Below are 18,447 nucleotides of genomic sequence, written 5' to 3'. Positions count from 1 at the left end.
GATATTCCGTATTCAATCCAACACTTTGTATCCTCTCCACCCGTAATACGCGCAGAACAGGAAACAAATCATCGGAACCACATAAGCCACATGATACATTTGCTCATTGACATGCATCAAATAGGCTGTAAGCTGGGGCAGACAAGCATTGCCCACAATCGACATCACCAGAAAAGCAGAGCCACTTTTAGTCTGGTTTCCAAGTCCTTTCAAAGCTAATGAGAATTGGGTGGGATACATGATGGACATGAAGAAGGAAATGCCCAGCATGGCATACAAGCCCACCTGTCCTCCGCACCATACCACTACTCCGCAAAGTACGATATTGGCCAACGCATACACCAGCAACATATCCTGCGGACGAAAACGTATCATCAATCCGGTTCCAATCCAACGTCCTGCCAAAAAAGCCAGCATGTAAAAGCCGAAATAAGTAGTGGCCACTGTCTCCGAAAGTCCCGCATACGAACAGCAATAGACCAGAAACAAACTATTGATAGCAGTCTGTCCCCCATTATAAAAGAACTGTGCAATGACACCCCACCGCAGGTGCGACCGTTTCCACACACCGAAATCAATCAGTTTTTCTTTCGAAGTGGTTCGCTGCCCTTCATCCCCTATCTTAGGCAGCTTTGCGAAAACAAACACCACAGCAATCACCAGCAGCAACACAGCCAGTACCAGATAAGGCGTCTTCATGGCATCTGTTTCAATCTGGATATAGGCTTCCCATCCGCCCGGATAATCTGCCGGAAGCGTCTCACGGGTATAATGTGTACCGCTCAATATCAGTTTGCTCAGAAACATGGCCGAGATAAAGGCACCCAGCCCATTGAACGACTGAGCCAGATTCAGACGCCGGGGAGCGGTAGCCGCATCCCCCAAGGCAGTCACGTACGGATTCGCCGCCGTCTCCAGGAAGCACATTCCTGTGGCAATCACGAAAAAGATACACAGATAAGCCCAATATTCCTTCAGCATGGCAGCCGGGAAAAACAGAAATCCTCCTACTGCTGCCAGCGACAGGCCGAATACAATACCAGCCTTATAGCTGTAACGTTTCATGAACATGGCAATCGGTATCGGGAAAATAAAATACGCCAGCCAATAAGCCGTTTCCGTAAAGGAGGCCTCAAAAGTATTCAGTTCGCAGGTTTTCATCAATTGCCGAATCATGGTAGGCAACAAGTTGCTGCTGATAGCCCACAGAAAGAAAAGGCTGAAGACCAGCGCCAATGGGAGGGTATAATTCTTGTTTTTCATCGTCTTTCGATTTTATTTATTCCGACATGTTCTTGATATAAGGAAGTTCCGGCAGATTATAGAAGCCATAAAAACGCCGGGCATTCTCGCCTAGAAACAAAATCTTTTCCTCCTCCGTCAGTTCCTTCGACTTAAGCACAAAGTCGTATGACATACGGTAAGTAATGGCCGTAATGGTACGCGGATAGTCCGACCCCCACATCAATTTCTCAAAACCAACTAAATCGGCAGCCTCACGAATGGCCCTCACCGCTCCTTTGAACGGATAAAACTCGTCATTAAACAGCCACGTGATTCCTCCCGACTCCATGCGCACATGAGGATGACGCGCCAGTTTGACCTGCTCCGTCCAGCCGGGACGAGTCACCATACCAAAATGTCCGATGGCAATCTTCAGTTCCGGACATTCCTGAATGACTTCCTCCAGTTCGCCTACCTGTGTAGCCCCGTCAGCCATATCAATGGAAAGCAGCACCCCATTTTGTTCCATCAGGTGAAACATCTGCATCATTTCCTCACAATTCAGCCAAACGCGTCCCTCTTTGAGCAGCAGACGCTGTGCCGGAATCTTAATTCCCCGGAAGCCACGAGCAATAAGCTGACGTGCCTGTTCCAAATATCCCGGTTTACGAAACTCGCACATCCCGCATACAAAGAAACGGCCGGGATAACGGGCCGCCACCTCGGCCAGATAATCATTTTGAAAGCCGTCAATAAACTCCTGCGTCACCACGGCCGCAGACACCTGCGCATAGTCCATGTTCGACAAAAACACTTCCGCACTGTTCACTCCATCGGTCATGAACGGGGGAAGCATCTGCCTCACTTCCCCCATGAACAATGACCGCCCATTCTCCAAGGTGCGGACAGGCAGTCCATCAACCACCGTATCCTGCTTCAACCACAAATGAGAATGCGCATCGATTATGATAACCCCCATATACAAATTCCTCCTTTAAGAATTAGCCCAACTTACACGGAACTGGTCACCGATAATTTCACGCACCTCATGTACCAGTGTTTCATCCATCGGTTCCTCTATGTAAGCCACATTCTTTTTCACATTCTGCGGATTGGCCGTACTGAACAAAGTCGTAGCAATGCGCGGATTGCTCACGGCATACTGCATGGCCAGCTTTTCTATCGGATAATTCTTACTCTTGCAATGCTCCATGGCCTTTCGGCACGCCTCTACCAACGGCTGAGGAGCCGGGTGCCACGAAGGTACGCCTCTTTCGGTCAGCAGGCCCATAGACAATGGAGAAGCACTGATTACTCCAATACCCTTCGACTCAAAATAGTCCAGGAAATCGACCAGTTTGTCATCGCACAAGCAATAATGACAGAAGTTCAGCACCGACTCTACCGTTCCTGCCGGTGAATGGTCAATCACCCATTTCAGATTTTCCAGCTGCAAGTCGGTAATACCCACATGGCCTACTACCCCTTTCTCTCTCAACTCCACCAAAGCCGGTAGAGTTTCATTGACCACCTGATTCAAGTCGGCAAATTCAATGTCGTGCACATTAATCAGATCAATATAATCCACATGCAGGCGTTCCATACTTTCGTACACACTCTCCGTGGCCCGCTTTCCGGAATAATCCCAGGTATTTACCCCGTCTTTTCCATAACGCCCTACCTTAGTAGAAAGATAATATTTGTCACGCGGAATCTCCTTCAACGCTTTTCCCAATACGGTTTCAGCCTTATAGTGTCCGTAATAAGGAGACACATCGATAAAATTCATCCCCAACTCAATGGCCGTAAACACCGCTTCCAAGCCTTCTTTTTCTTTAATATCATGGAAAACTCCCCCCAAAGAAGAAGCTCCGAAACTCAAAGAGGACACCTTCATCCCCGTTTTTCCTATTTCATGGTATTCCATAGTGATAATTTTTTAAGATTCATACAAATAAAACATGCGTTCCATCAACTGCCATTTCTCGGCAGAGCTGCTTCCCGGCACACATTCCTGAAAACGTGCCACAGAATCTTCCCATTCTGCTTGTCTGGGCAGCTGCGCCAAGCGTTTCATGGCGCTATCCCAGTCAAAATCAATCGGCGTTTCCACAATCATGAACAGTTTGCAGCCTACGATATAGATTTCCATTTCCAGTATTCCAACCGAACGGATTCCCGCCCGAATTTCCGGCCAGGCTTCTTCACGACTATGTATCTTCCGGTATTCCGCTATCAGTTCCGGGTTATTTTTCAAATCCAATGCCTGACAATACCGTTTGACGGGCATACCGTACTCTTTCACTCTATATCCTTCCATACTTATTACATATTTAATTATTTCACGATTCGCAATACGGGGGCAATCTGATTCAATTGCTGCGCAGGAAGAGTAACTGACAAACCTCCGGCAGTACGGACAAAATTGACTTCTCCGTATCCCAACAATTCCACTTTACGAATCTCTCCTTCATACAGCTTGCTGTCCGCAGCCAGTGACTTGATGTTCACCTTCCCGTCTGCCGGCCACGCCAGCACGGTAGCATACAGATATTCCGGTGTCTGTGTGAAACGGATTTCCTTTGCACCCGCCTGACTGTAAGAACCTTCATTGAATCCCTGGGCATTGAGTGGGATATCTTCTTCTGCAATCGGGCCTTCCCCAAACACCACCCACGGACGAGTATCGTAAATGGCTTCCTTGTTAATGTTCATCCATGCCCCAAATTCATTCAGGATTTTCTCTTCTTTCTCGTCGAACGTTCCGTCTGCACGCAGAGGTACGCTCAGCAACAGATTACCATTCTTGCTCACAATATCGACTAACAGTTTAGCTACGTATGCGGCTGATTTATAGCCATTATTTTCATAAATAGAAGTATTGTAATGCCATCCGCCAATGCAGGAACAAGACTGCCATGGCTGGTCAATAATCTTGTTCGGCGCACCACGCTCCACGTCCCACACCAGTGCCTTACGTTGATTCTCATCCAGAATCTTTCCAAACATCACCGCTTCAAGCTTTCCATCATGTGTAGCCATATTGTGATTATAGAAATGAGCCGCAATCTTCAATCCCGCATCACTTACCGGATAAAAAGGAGCTACCGTCACATCAAAATACAGCAAATCGGGGTTGTAGCGATTAATCACATCGAGCGTACGGTTATAGAAGTTCGTGCAATATTCCTGAGTCGGCACACAGACACCGTTTCCCCATGCCCACTGGCGGTGAATCATTCCGTTGTCCCAACTGTTCTCACTCAGCGGATGGTTCTGTGCATACAAGTCCTGCGGATCGTAACCTTCCCACCATTTTCCTTTTCCGTCTGCCTTAGTCAACTTTCCATCGTATGGGATTCCTTTCTTCGGACCTTTCGTATCATGACGCTGCGAAGGCTCATACCAGCTCCACGCATGATCGGCATGCAGGCTGACCCCAAAATACAATCCGTATTTTCTTGCTGCTTTTTCCCATCCGGCCAGAATGTCTTTCTTCGGCCCCATGTTCACTGAATTCCAGGGCTGGTACTTGCTGTCCCACAAGTCCATGTTGTCATGATGATTGCCCAAAGCAAAGAAATACTGGGCACCTATCTTCTTATAAAAAGCCACCAGCTTGTCGGGGTCCCAGTTTTCGGCCTTCCACAAAGGAATAATGTCTTTGAAGCCAAATTCTGAAGGGTGCCCATAATGCTTTACATGATACTCATACTCACGGGTGCCCTCCATATACATGGAACGAGCCATCCAGTCGCCCGAACCTTCCACACACTGCGGTCCCCAGTGAGCCCATATACCAAACTTCACGTTACGGAACCATTCTGGCACCTGATAGTTTTCCAAAGAACTCCATGTGGGTTCGAACTTTCCTTTCATCATCGGCTCGTCTTTTTCCGACACTGGCACCTGATAAGTCTGCGCCGACAATCCAGCCATAGATAAAAATAAAGAGGCTAATAAGAATCTTGCTTTCATAAGTATTATTCTAATAGTGTTTTTATGAAAACAAATGTACGGAGAAGTTCAGATAAAGGATAGGATTAAACTGAGTGTTTATATGCCAATATCGATAAAACAGATGCATTTCCCAAAAATCAATAAGATTATATCGATTTTTATTGACAAATATCGATTATTAAAGAATCCTCTCGGAAAAGAAAAAATAATCATGTAATTTTAGGACGAAAAAGAATTACCTATGAACATACAAGTAGAACAGATGCACCCACTTGTTCTAAATGTGGGACTAGCCATCCATAATGCCGACTGGAACTGGAAAAATGTAAACAGTCCGTTTACTCGTCTATATTACATCACAGAAGGAACAGCCCAAATACAACTACCTGATGGAATACATACGCTATACCCACACCATATGTATTTTATCCCTTCATTTACAGCGCACACCAATATCTGCGATTCACATTTCGAGCACTACTATTTACATATTTATGAGAATCACTACTCAGAGGATGACTGGCTGGAACACTGGGAGTTCCCATTAGAGATAGAAGCAAGCCCACTCGATTTATCTCTTTTCCAGCGTTTATGTGAAATCAATCCCCACATGAACCTTCAGAAATCAGACCCGACCACCTATGACAACAATCCTACATTGATGAGGAATTTGCTAAAAAACAGGCAAAGGGCTTTTTGTGACAAAGTAGAATCAAGAGGGATTGTGCTGCAACTGTTGTCACATTTCTTAAAATATGCCCAACCAAAGAATGAAATGGAAGACAATCGAATAACTAAAGCTGTACGGTATATCCATAAACATATTGCAGAAGAAATTGAATTAGAAAAGCTCTCGGAGATTTCTTGTCTTTCAAAAGACCATTTTATTCGGCTTTTCAAAAAAGGCATGGGCACTACTCCCTTGCAATATGTCAATCAAAAAAAAATAGAAAAAGCCCAGTTGCTTTTACTCACAGAAGAATTAGCAGTAAAAGAAATTGCATTTCAACTGGCATTTGAGGACTATTCGTATTTCAACCGACTGTTCAAGAAAATTACCGGTATGACTCCTCAGGAATATCGCCGGCTCTATTCACACTAGCCATTATAACCCCAAGAAAGAATTTTATATAGGTCCTGGATAACAGATTCATACCTTCAAAGCGCCTTTTATATTTCTTTCCCATAAACCATACGGCCCACATCCGGAAAACCTATTCCTCCAGTACCTGAAACATATAGTTTCCGACAAGAAAACATAAAAAAATGCCTGACGTTATCACCATAGCGTACAGGCATTCTTTACAACAAATAATCTAACAGGTCAGTATTTTACCTGAACTTTCATCACAAATCCCCCGCGCGGCAAACAATCCACTTCATGTACAGCCTTCTTCAAACCGGGAAGAGTCTGTATATCAAATTGATTACATTCTTTCCCATCGGCATACAAGGTGATTTCTTTGACGAGTTCCTGAATAAAACTCAAATCCACCGTCAGCGATTTTTTCCCGTTTGTTCCGTTCAGGCCGGCAATATACCAGCAGTCACCGTTTTTGCGTGCAAGTACCACATGACTGGAAGGATAACCGCTCAGTAATTTCGTATCATCCCAGACGGTGGGAAGTGAAGAGATAAACGAGCGCACTTCAGCTGGCTGGGCATAGTATCCTTCGGGATGGTCGGCCAAATGCTGCAAGGCAGATTCAAACGCAACCAGTAAAGCCAGTTCATGTCCGTTCGAAGTAAGATGCGGATGCTGAGAGTCTGTAAACGTGCAAGGTGTATAATCCATCGGCCCCACTACGTTGCGCGTAAAAGGCAGCGTACAATTATGCCATGCCGCACTGTCGGTCAGGACCTCCTTATTATTATACCATTCCGCCCCATATACTCCTTCCACCGACATCATGTGAGGATAAGTGCGCTGCCAGCCTCGCGGAATGGAAGCACCATGAAAGTTTACCATCAAATGATATTTAGCCGCATCCTCCAGAATATCCACAAAATAATTCATCGTAGCTACGCTGTCCTGGCTGAAAAAGTCTACTTTTATCCCTTTCACCCCCACAGATTCAAGCCAGGCAAATTCTTTCTGCCGCATTTCAGGCTTGTTCAGACGGTACAAAGGACCAAACGAACACCACGCGGTGGAGGAGTTATACCACAACAAAGGAGCAACTTTTTTCTGTTTTGCATAGGCCAAGGCATCTTCCACATTACCTCCGTTACCCATTTCATCCCACTCTGCATCAATCAGCATGTAAGGAAGATGAAAATCTGCCGCAAAATCAATGTATTTCTTAATCAGCTGACAATCTTTTGAGCCGTGATTGTAAGCCCAGTAAATCCATGAAACAACTCCCGGTTTAATCCAGGAGACGTCACTCAGGCGACAAGGCTCACTGACATCTGTCACTAAGGTGGACTCTACCACATCGGCCAGAGAACCGATAATGGCCACGCGCCAAGGCGAACACCATCTGCCGGAAACTTTGGACGGCTCTGCCATCTCCACTTTGTAGGTCGACTCACTGGCGGCATTGTTCAGCCAGGAGCCGCAGTTACCTTTCGCCACATTTGCTTCTGAAATAAGGGTAAAAACAGAATCTGCCACTTCAAACAATGCCGGGAATCCCCATTGTCCTGCCGTATATCCCTGCACACGTCCTTTATTTTTCAAATAGAAGTCTTCATAGGCTTGATTCAGTTTCTGTGTCCATCGGGTGATTCCTTCCTGAAAAGCAAAAGCCGTATTTTCATCGGCCACATACATTTCTTTTGCCGGCTGGGGAAATACGTAACGAAAAGCGATGCCATCATCATACACCCGAAGCTCCAAATCAAGCAATACATTCTGGGAGGTCTTGAAATGAAATATTTGCTGATTCCCTTCGTTTGTACAATGGCGGCGTTTACCCGTTATCATGGTATAATCTTCATGTATAGGAGTGACGACAGAGGAAGACACATAATTAAATTCATCGCCGGATGCAGGCTGAAGATGAAGGCCTATATTCTTGAGCTGAACTACCGGAATTGAGGCTTCTCCTTTTTTATACATAACACTCAAGCCTTTCGCCGGATGCTCCCACCTCACTCCTATCTTACCATTAGGAGAATACAAATCATTACTCGCTTCCAGGGATATGCCGAAAAAAAATGCACATACTAAAAGAATGTATGCTTTCCATGAATTAGATATTACTTGGCTACACATAGTTGTTTATCTGTTTTTATTTGACTGCAAAATTATCCGTTCTTTCAGGAAATAAATTGCATAAAAACGTTTTATACAGGACAATATCGATACACAAAGGGGATATACACTATTTTTATCAGTAAAAAATTCTCCTGATACGCTGAAAAGCGACTTTTTGAACAGCCTTATACCCTTTAACAAAACAGGACAATATGCAACAGAGCTTGATAAAGAGGAGATAACAATATAATTTTATATAAAACTTCCCCTAAAAGCGAGGATTCGAGGAAAAACTTTCTACTTTTGCAACTTGTAATTAAAAGAACTCATTTGCAGATGAAAATAAAGTTTTTGCCATTGGTTGCGGTATTCTTTGCTGCAACATCTATAATGACGTCATGTTTGGACAATGATGTGAACCAGATTACGTATACCTCAGAAACTAGTATTACGGGATTTTCATTGGGCACATTGAATATTGACCGTATAGGGAAAGACCAGAATGGAGAAGACAGTGCATACGTAGACACACTGGATTGTTCCAAGTATCCATTCACCATCAACCAAATGACAAGAGAAATCGAAAATAAAGATTCACTTCCTTACGGCACTCACATTGACAAAGTGTTAACCAGCGTGACTTATGATGCGGGCGCACTGGCCTACAGACCCAAAGGAACCGACAAAGATACTCTGTGGACTTCAACTGACTCCATTGACTTTTCAGGAGACACTTATTGCAGTTCTACGAATCCTAGCTCACCCATCGAATTTAAGGTATATTCTTACAGCGGAGCTATCGGACAAGCTTATAAAGTGAAAATTAATGTGCACCAGCAGGTACCTGACACTATTTCATGGAAGAATTTTGACAATTCTTTCAGTGCAGGCAGCTTGAGCGAGCAGAAAGCGATTTATGCCAGCGGAAAAGTATATGTGCTTGGAAAGCAGAACGGAAGAGCACACATTGAATACTCGGATGTCTCTAACGACAATCCTACCTCTTGGACTCCTGTAACAGTTAATATCACAGACATTGATACTTACTCAGCCATCGCATGGGCAGAAAACATCTATTTTCTGGCAGGCACCGTCAATAGCAAGAAGCTTTACAAACTGGATGTAGCGACCAATGAAATTACTCCTGTAGGCACAGACGTTTTTGAATTACTAATCGGTGGAAATGACGTAACAAACGAACTCTACGCTGTAAAAGGTGGAAAGAGTGGTATATATAAGGAAAATGTATGGACAGAAGATGCGAACCCGTTTACTCAATTCCAGTCAGGCAAGCCTTTCTTCTCCAACACAACTACTGCATCTTACAACAGCAACCTCACCACCACTATAGCGCTTTGCTATAATCAGGGTACTACAGCTAATGATACGACAGCATTGGTGTTCAACCGCATGTCAAGCGACAACAAATGGGAAACAAGAATGCAGAATCTTCCGCTTCCGAACCTGGAAAATGTCACGATGATTTACTATGACGGAAAACTGTATGCTTTCGGAGGAGGTTACAAAGAGATTAAGCCTTTCAGCCAGTTCTACTGTTCTACAGACAATGGACTTTGCTGGAGACCTGTCACTGAATGTATGGCTTTCCCGGCAGACTTTAGTGAACTTTATACCACACACAACAAAAATTATTCATGTGCCGTAACTCCCAAACTGGAGAACGGAACATCCCGAGGTAACTTTATCTGGATTGTATGGGAAGACGGAAGTATCTACCGAGGGCGTATCAACCGACTGGGATTCACTCCTAAATGGTAATCCACAAAACCTGAAAAACAACAAGCTATGCTATACAAAGACCAAATAGACAAGAACCGGATACCGGCACACATCGCTATCATTATGGATGGTAACGGACGCTGGGCCAAACAGCAAGGATATGCTCGTACTTTTGGACATCAGGCTGGCGCCGAAACCGTACATGTCATTGCAGAAGAAGCCGCACAGCTGGGTGTAAAATATCTGACTCTTTATACATTCTCTACTGAAAACTGGAATCGTCCGGTAGACGAAGTAGCCGCATTGATGAGTTTGCTCATGGACTCCATTGAAGAAGAAACCTTCATGAAGAACAACATCAGCTTCCGCATCATCGGCGAAACGGAAAAACTACCGGAAAATGTGCTCGCACGACTGAACAAGTGTATCGAACGCACCTCAAAGAACACGGGAATGTGTCTGACTTTAGCATTAAGCTACTCCTCTAAATGGGAAATCACGGAAGCCGTAAAAAAAATTGCCCGCAAGGTGAAAGAAGAGGCTCTTTCTCCCGAAGAAATTACAGACCAGACCATCGACCAATGCCTGGCCACCCACTATATGCCCGATCCGGATTTGTTAATCAGAACAGGCGGTGAAATCCGATTGAGCAACTACCTGCTCTGGCAGTGTGCCTACACGGAACTATATTTCTGTGACACTTTCTGGCCGGACTTCAAAGCCGAAGAGTTGTGTAAGGCTATTTGTGACTTTCAAAAAAGAGAACGCCGATTCGGCAAAACCAGTGAACAAATTTAACCAAGAACAATGCAAAACCGTTTTTCACTTATCCTATTGATTGCTGCATGTCTTTCGTCTGCTCCAATGGGGGGATATGCACAGGACAATAATACAACTGAACAAAGCGATAAACCAGTTATCCTTTACAACGGAACACCTAAAAAATATGAAATCGCCGACATCAAGGTCAGCGGAGTGAAGAATTATGAGGATTATGTCCTGATTGGAATTTCCGGTCTGGCCGTCGGACAGACTATCACTGTGCCGGGAGATGACATCACCTCAGCTGTAAAAAGATACTGGCGTCACGGTTTGTTCTCTGACGTAAAAATCACCGCGGATAAGATTGTTGACAATAAAATCTACTTGTCTATCCAGCTGACACAGCGTCCGCGTATCACCGACATCGTGATTCACGGTGTGAAGAAGAGTGAACGTGAGGATTTACAAGCTAAACTGGGCATGGCGAAAGGTACACAGATTACACCTAACTTGATTGACCGTGCCAAAATCCTGATCAAGAAGCATTTTGACGAGAAAGGTTTCAAGAATGCGGAAGTAAACATTGTGGAACGCGAGGACCCGGAAAACAAGGAACAGGTATACGTAGATGTGAACATTGACAAGAAAGCCAAAGTCAAAGTCCACAAAATTACCATTGACGGAAACGAGGTGCTGACCGACAAGAAGTTAAAGCGTGTCATGAAGAAGACCAACGAAAAAGGTAAACTGGTCAACCTTTTCCGCGCCAAGAAGTTCATCAATGAACGTTACGAAGAAGACAAACAGAAAATCATCGATAAATATAACGAGTTAGGTTACCGTGATGCACAGATTGTGGTAGACAGCGTATCGCCATACGACGAAAAAACGGTAGATGTCTACATGAAAATCTACGAAGGCCAGAAATATTACCTTCGCGACATTACCTGGGTAGGTAACACGGTATATCCTTCTGACCTGTTGAACGAACAGCTCCGCATGAAACGCGGTGATGTATATAACCAGAAGTTGCTAAACGACCGTATCTCCAACGATGAAGATGCAATCGGTAACAATTACTATAACCGTGGATATGTGTTCTATCGCCTTGACCCGGTGGAAGTAAACATTGACGGTGACTCTATCGACCTGGAAATGCGTATCACAGAAGGTCCACAGGCCAGCATCAGCCACGTACGTATCAACGGTAATGACCGCCTGTATGAAAACATCGTACGTCGTGAGTTGCGTACACGCCCGGGCGACCTCTTCAGTAAAGAAGCTCTGGAACGTTCTTACCGTGAAATTGCACAGATGGGACACTTCAACCCTGAAAATATCAAACCGGATGTACAGCCGAACTTCCAGGACGGTACGGTAGACATCAACTGGGGACTGGAGTCAAAAGCGAACGACCAGGTAGAATTCTCTGCCGGTTGGGGACAGACCGGTGTCATTGGTAAGTTGAGTTTGAAGTTTACGAACTTCTCATTTGCGAACTTGTTCCGCAAAAACGACAACTACCGCGGTATCCTGCCACAGGGTGACGGACAGACACTGACCATCAGTGGACAGACCAACGGACGCTACTATCAGTCATACAGCGTATCGTTCTTCGACCCGTGGTTTGGCGGCAAGCGACCGAACTCATTCTCTGTTTCGGCCTTCTATTCGATCCAGACCGACGTAAGCAGCCAGTATTACAACTCAGCCTACATGAACAACTACTACAACATGTTGAGCGGATACGGATACTACGGAGGTTATGGAAACTACTATTATGACAACTACGAATCCTACTACGACCCCGACAAGTCTATCAAGATGTTTGGTGTATCTGTAGGATGGGGTAAGCGTCTGCGCTGGCCGGATGACTACTTTACCTTGTCGGCTGAATTGTCTTACCAGCGATTCATGCTGAAAGACTGGAGTTACCTCTATATCAAACTGAACAACGGACAGTACATGAACACCGGTAACTGTAATAACCTGAGCTTGAACCTGACCCTGTCGCGCAACTCTACGGATAACCCGATTTTCCCGCGTTATGGTTCAGAATTCTCTGCTTCTTTGCAGATTACTCCACCGTACTCACTGTTCAGCAAGAAGGACTACTCAACTTACGGTAAAGATAACTACCACGATGCAGCCAGCATGTACAAGTGGATTGAATACCACAAGTGGAAATTCAAAGCCAAGACTTATACAGCCTTGATGGATATCCAGAAATGTCCGGTTATCATGACCCGTACAGAATTCGGTATCCTCGGTCACTTCAACAAATACAAACGTTCACCGTTTGAAACCTTCTACGTGGGAGGTGACGGTATGACAGGTTACAGCTACAACTATGCATCCGAAACCATCGCCCTCCGTGGATATGAAAACGGATCATTGACTCCATACGGAAGTGAAGGTTATGCTTATATCCGTCTGGGTGCCGAGCTCCGCTACCCGCTGATGCTGGAAAACTCTACCAGTATCTATGCACTGGGCTTCGTGGAAGCAGGTAACGCATGGAACAACGTGACCGACTTCAACCCATTCCAGTTGAAACGTTCTGCCGGATTCGGTGTACGTATCTTCCTGCCGATGATTGGTATGATGGGTATTGACTGGGCTTACGGTTTCGACAAGATTGACGGTTCAATGCAATACAGCGGAAGCCAGTTCCACTTTATCATCGGACAAGAATTCTAACACTTAAAAAAACAAAGATTATGAAGAGACTCATTTTATCCGTTATGCTGTTAGTGGCCGCCGTAGGTATGGCCTCCGCACAGAAATTCGCACTGGTAGATATGGAGTATATCCTCAAGCAGATACCTTCTTATCAACAGGCCAACCAACAGATGGAGTCACTGTCAAAGCAATGGCAAAGCCAGATTGAGGCCAAAGCCAACGAAGCGAAGAAGCTGTACGAAGATTACCAGAAAAGCGCCAACACGCTTTCTGCTACTCAGAAAACCAGCAAGGAAGAAGCTATCGTAGCCAAAGAGAAAGAAGCGGCAGAGCTTCGCAAGCAATATTTCGGACCGGAAGGTGAACTGATGAAGAAACGTCAGGAACTGATTTCTCCGATTCAGGATGCCATCTACAATGCAGTGAAAGAAATTGCTACCCAACGCGGATACGATGCCGTGATAGACCGTGCCTCGGCACAAAGCATGATTTTTGCTTCCCCACGCATTGATATAAGCAATGAGGTTCTTGCAAAATTAGGATATTCAAATTAATTTTATACATTTGCATCCGGGTGATAAGAACCCCGTTTTATACACTGAATTAATTAATAACAAATAGAAACTTGAGATTATGTTGAAGAAAATTGCTTTTTTACTTTTACTCATCGCACCGATGAGTGTATTCGCACAAAAATTTGCGCACTTTAAATCAATGGATATCATCCCGGTAATGCCGGAATACGCAAAGGCACAGACTGACATCCAGACTATGCAGAAACAATATGAAGACGAAATCAAACGTGCTTCTGACGAATTCAACAAGAAATATGCAGAATACCAGCAGGAACAGAAGAACCTGCCGCAGAACATTCAGGAACGCCGCCAGAAAGAATTGCAGGATTTGAGCGAAAAAGGCATGCAGTTCCAGCAGGATGCACAGCAGCAATTGCAGAAAGCATACGCTGACATGATGGAACCGATTTACAAGAAACTGGAAGATGCTGTACAGGCTGTAGGTAAAGCTGGTGCTTACACTTACGTATTCGACCTGAACCGCACTGATATTCCTTACATCGATGAAACTCAGTCAAAAGATATTACAAACGACATCAAGACTAAGTTGGGCATCAGCCTGACAGCAGTTCCTGCTACTCCGGCAGCTCCTGCCGCTGCACAGTAAACAGAGGCCTTTGTCGTTCTGACTTCATGTCATTCAGAGAAACATGGAAAGATTTCTCTGAATGACATTTTTCTTTTCAAAATTCTTCAACCGTTTTCCCATGTACCCGCTATCTGCTCCTCACACCGGTCCCATCGGAGTATTCGACTCCGGCTACGGAGGTCTTACCATCTTAGGAAAATTTATCGAACAACTGCCACAGTACGATTACCTGTACTTGGGAGATAATGCCCGTGCTCCATACGGCACACGCTCGTTCGAAGTGGTCTACGACTTCACCCTACAGGCTGTCAAGAAATTATTTGAACTGGGCTGCCCGCTGGTCATCCTGGCCTGCAATACGGCTTCTGCCAAGGCCCTTCGCAGCATCCAGCAGAACGACCTTCCCCACATGGATCCTACCCGCCGCGTATTGGGAGTCATCCGCCCCACGGTGGAATGTATCGGCGAAATCACCCGCAACGGACACGTAGGTCTGCTGGCCACAGCCGGTACCGTACGCTCCGAATCCTATCCGCTGGAGATTAAAAAGATTTTTCCGGACATTCAGGTCACAGGAATGGCCTGCCCCATGTGGGTGCCACTGGTAGAGAACAAGGAATACGACGGTGACGGAGCCGACTATTTCGTCAAGAAATACATTGACACTATCCTGCAGAAAGACCCGGACATCGACACCCTGATTTTAGGCTGTACGCACTATCCCCTGCTTCTGCAAAAGATACGGCAATACACCCCCTCGCATATCCGGCTGGTGACACAAGGCGAGTATGTAAGCGAAAGCCTGAAGGACTATCTGTCGCGTCATCCGGACATGGACGCACGCTGCTCCAAGAACAAGCGGCGGGAGTTTCTCACCACAGAGTCGGTCGAGAAATTTCGGGAATCGGCTTCGGTATTCTTACACTGCACAGACGTACATGTACGCAACATCCAACTTGAATAAAACAAAAATGGTCCGCCTCTGAATTTTCTTACAAAGACGGACCATTCTTTTGTTTTATATGACTCGACTTCTATTCAGCCACAAAAGTCGCGTGCTGCACATTCCGGCTATCCGGACCTACCATCACTTCAAACTCTCCCGGTTCATATCCATATTCCAGACGAGAGTTATAATACTTCAAATCATCCTCATCGAGCACAAATTCTACATTCTGTGTCTCTCCCTTTTTAAGGGCCACACGGCGGAAAGCTTTCAACTCCTTCACCGGGCGGGAGATTTCCGCATACACATCGTGAAGGTACAGCTGCACAATCTCTACTCCATCACACTCACCGGAATTGGTTACAGGCACGGTTACCTTCAACTGCCCGCCCTTGGCCATACGCTCCGCACTCAACTGCAAATTACCATAACGGAAGGTCGTATAACTCAAACCATAGCCAAAAGGATAAAGCGGTTCATTACTCTGGTCGATGTAATTGCTGCCATAACGGTTGAAAGTAGTGTCATCCGTATCCGGACGACCCGTGTTCAGGTGATTATAATAAAGCGGCAACTGTCCCACCGCACGTGGGAAACTCGTAGTCAGCTTGCCCGAAGGAGACACGTCACCAAACATCACATCGGCAATGGCATCGCCCGCTTCACTGCCGGCAAACCACACGTTCAGGATAGCCGGTACATGCTCAGACTCCCAGCACAAATCCAGCGGACGGCCGGTAAACAAAGCCAGTACCACCGGCTTTCCGGTAGCCACCAGTGCCTTCAACAAATCTTTCTGCGCATCCGGAATCTGAATGTCTGTACGAGAAGAAGACTCCCCGCTCATCTCGGCACTCTCACCTAATGCGGCCACAATCACATCGGCCGAAGCCGCCACGCGCAAAGCCTCAGCCCGCAACTGACGGTCATCACCACGTGTCAGCGGACGAGGTTCGACCGCCCCTTTCTCTATATGCTCACTATAATACACGTTGCTTCCTTTGGCATAAGAAACCGTAGCCTTATCACCTACCGCACGACGAAAAGCCTCGTACATCGTCACATGGTGGTCTGTCTGACAATCCATATTCCACGTGCCGCACATATTGTTCTGCGCATCGGCCATCGGTCCAATCAATGCAATGCGTCCCTTTTTCTGCAAAGGCAACAACTGCCCCTCGTTCTTCAACAGCACAAACGTTTCAGCCGCAATCTCACGTGCCGCTTTACGATTCGCCTCCATAAACAGTTCCTTACGGCCTCGAAGCGTATCACAATACTTATAAGGATTCTCAAACAATCCTAACTTATACTTGGCTTCCAGTACCCGACGGCAAGCCTCGTCAATCCGCTCCTGCGTCACGGCCTTCTCCTTCAGTGAAGCTTCCAGCGTATGCAAGAAACCATGCGCCACCATATCCATGTCCGTTCCCGCATTCAACGCCCGTGCAGAGGCCTCCTTCAAATCGGCCACCCCATGAGTCTTCATCTCACCAATCGAATTGTAGTCGGTCACCACAAAACCCGTGAATCCCCATTCCTTGCGGAGCAAATCCGTCAACAGCCATTTGTCGGCTGTAGCAGGTACCCCGTTGATGGTATTGAACGAACTCATCACCGAGCCTACTCCGGCTTCCACCGCACCCTTATAAGGAGCCAGGTACACATTATACATCAGGTTGCGACTCATATCCACCGAATTGTAGTCACGTCCCGATTCCGAAGCTCCATACAGCGCAAAGTGCTTCACACAGGCCATGATTTCATTGTTCTGCTTCATGCCGTCACCCTGATAACCGCGCACATACGCCCCAGCCATCAGCGCACCAAGGTACGGGTCTTCCCCACTTCCTTCTGCAATACGTCCCCAGCGGGCATCCCGGCAGATGTCTACCATCGGACTGAATGTCCAGCTGATTCCATCGGCACTGGCTTCCGTGGCAGAAATGCGTGCCATGCGCGCTACCGCCGCCGTATCCCAGCTACAAGACAGAGCCAGCGGAATCGGGAAAATAGTTTCATACCCGTGAATCACATCGGCACCCACTATCAGAGGAATTCCCAGACGAGTTTCCTCCACCGCCATACGCTGCATCTGGTAAATCTTATTTACCCCCTTCACATTGAAAAAGCCGCCGACCTCTCCAGCCCGGATAGCATCTGCCATCTTGCTGTTCTTCACTGCGCCCGACACCAAGTCATTTCCTGCAGGCAGGTTCAGCTGCCCCAACTTTTCCTGCAAGGTCATCCTTCCCATCAGGTCACTGATAAAGCGGTCCATCTCCGCATCCTTTCCTCCGGAATTCGGCGAAGAACATCCTGCCATCGTGAAAAGCAGGGCCCCCGCCCTTACAAACTGACTTATTTTTCCCATAGATACCGTAATTTTTAGAATTCGTTCTTCCAAAAATATCAATTTTTCAAACAAAACGAGCCAGAAATACGAGGTTTATTTTCGCACCAACAGAACACAAGTACGTTTTCAAAAAACGCAAGTACATTCGAAATGAAACGCAAGTGCGTCTTACGTCAAACGAACTTGCGTTTCAAACAAAACTCTTTGGCGTTCTCTTCCAAACGCTTCAACGTTTCCCAAAGTAGCCGAAAAAGCCGGAAAAATCAGCAGGGAACCGCTTTTTTCATACCAAAATCATGGATATTCAATAAAAAGACTTACTTTTGCGAAAGATTTTGCCCTTGTAGTTCAACGGATAGAATAGAAGTTTCCTAAACGTATGTTCTTCCAAACAGGGGCAAAAATAGTAAA

14 protein-coding genes are annotated in these 18,447 nt (G+C 45.9%); 7 read left to right on the top strand and 7 right to left on the bottom strand.

All coding sequences use genetic code 11. The features are described from left to right. Window positions 1-12: 12 nt before the first annotated feature. The 5 genes from fucP to ACMJ0U_RS07180 are packed head-to-tail and all read right to left on the bottom strand — an operon-like array spanning window position 13 to window position 5,202. On the bottom strand, window positions 13-1,263 hold the full coding sequence (gene fucP, locus ACMJ0U_RS07200) for an L-fucose:H+ symporter permease (RefSeq protein ID WP_417129204.1): 1,251 nt from the start codon (window positions 1,261-1,263) through the stop codon (window positions 13-15). A gap of 16 nt (window positions 1,264-1,279) precedes the next feature. Continuing rightward, window positions 1,280-2,203: an amidohydrolase family protein gene (locus tag ACMJ0U_RS07195; RefSeq protein WP_417129202.1), complete on the bottom strand. Its 924-nt coding sequence runs from the start codon at window positions 2,201-2,203 to the stop codon at window positions 1,280-1,282. A 15-nt stretch (window positions 2,204-2,218) separates the two neighbouring features. Then, a complete protein-coding gene (locus tag ACMJ0U_RS07190; protein ID WP_417129200.1) occupies window positions 2,219-3,151 on the bottom strand; it encodes an aldo/keto reductase in 933 nt (310 codons plus the stop codon). A gap of 12 nt (window positions 3,152-3,163) precedes the next feature. After that, entirely contained in the window at window positions 3,164-3,544 is a 381-nt protein-coding gene (locus ACMJ0U_RS07185) for an L-rhamnose mutarotase (protein WP_417129198.1), read from the bottom strand. Between the two features lie 17 nt (window positions 3,545-3,561). After that, window positions 3,562-5,202, bottom strand: a complete 1,641-nt coding sequence (locus ACMJ0U_RS07180; protein WP_417129197.1) for an alpha-L-fucosidase — start codon at window positions 5,200-5,202, stop codon at window positions 3,562-3,564. A gap of 223 nt (window positions 5,203-5,425) precedes the next feature. On the opposite strand from ACMJ0U_RS07180, the gene ACMJ0U_RS07175 reads away from it, so the two are divergent. Beyond that, a complete protein-coding gene (locus tag ACMJ0U_RS07175; RefSeq protein ID WP_417129196.1) occupies window positions 5,426-6,286 on the top strand; it encodes an AraC family transcriptional regulator in 861 nt (286 codons plus the stop codon). 222 nt (window positions 6,287-6,508) lie between these two features. On the opposite strand, the gene ACMJ0U_RS07170 is transcribed toward ACMJ0U_RS07175, so the two are convergent. Then, a complete protein-coding gene (locus ACMJ0U_RS07170; RefSeq protein WP_417129195.1) occupies window positions 6,509-8,404 on the bottom strand; it encodes a glycoside hydrolase family 97 protein in 1,896 nt (631 codons plus the stop codon). A 318-nt stretch (window positions 8,405-8,722) separates the two neighbouring features. Between ACMJ0U_RS07170 and ACMJ0U_RS07165 the strand changes: the two genes are divergently transcribed. From ACMJ0U_RS07165 to murI, 6 genes are all read left to right on the top strand, one after another. Beyond that, window positions 8,723-10,165, top strand: coding sequence for a DUF6242 domain-containing protein (locus ACMJ0U_RS07165; RefSeq protein WP_417129193.1), 1,443 nt, complete (start codon window positions 8,723-8,725; stop codon window positions 10,163-10,165). A gap of 27 nt (window positions 10,166-10,192) precedes the next feature. Then, window positions 10,193-10,924 (top strand): isoprenyl transferase, encoded by a 732-nt coding sequence (locus ACMJ0U_RS07160; protein ID WP_417129191.1) that lies wholly within the window; start codon window positions 10,193-10,195, stop codon window positions 10,922-10,924. 9 nt (window positions 10,925-10,933) lie between these two features. Beyond that, window positions 10,934-13,588: an outer membrane protein assembly factor BamA gene (bamA, locus tag ACMJ0U_RS07155; RefSeq protein ID WP_417129189.1), complete on the top strand. Its 2,655-nt coding sequence runs from the start codon at window positions 10,934-10,936 to the stop codon at window positions 13,586-13,588. 20 nt (window positions 13,589-13,608) lie between these two features. Then, window positions 13,609-14,124 (top strand): OmpH family outer membrane protein, encoded by a 516-nt coding sequence (locus ACMJ0U_RS07150; protein WP_040312713.1) that lies wholly within the window; start codon window positions 13,609-13,611, stop codon window positions 14,122-14,124. Window positions 14,125-14,203: 79 nt separating this feature from the next. After that, window positions 14,204-14,752 carry an OmpH family outer membrane protein gene (locus tag ACMJ0U_RS07145; RefSeq protein WP_417129188.1) on the top strand — a complete coding sequence of 183 codons (549 nt, stop codon included), beginning with the start codon at window positions 14,204-14,206 and terminating at the stop codon, window positions 14,750-14,752. A gap of 100 nt (window positions 14,753-14,852) precedes the next feature. Beyond that, the gene (gene murI, locus ACMJ0U_RS07140; protein ID WP_417129186.1) at window positions 14,853-15,698 is read left to right on the top strand and encodes a glutamate racemase; all 846 of its coding nucleotides are present in this window, start codon (window positions 14,853-14,855) and stop codon (window positions 15,696-15,698) included. Window positions 15,699-15,768: 70 nt separating this feature from the next. Here the strand turns inward: murI and bglX are convergent, their stop codons facing one another. Next, window positions 15,769-18,006: a beta-glucosidase BglX gene (gene bglX / locus ACMJ0U_RS07135; RefSeq protein WP_417129205.1), complete on the bottom strand. Its 2,238-nt coding sequence runs from the start codon at window positions 18,004-18,006 to the stop codon at window positions 15,769-15,771. Window positions 18,007-18,447: the final 441 nt, after the last annotated feature.

The organism is Phocaeicola sp. (genome assembly GCF_048170425.1).
Lineage (GTDB): Bacteria > Bacteroidota > Bacteroidia > Bacteroidales > Bacteroidaceae > Phocaeicola.
Note: the sequence above shows the minus strand (reverse complement) of the source record. Positions and strands in the feature narration are given on the sequence as shown.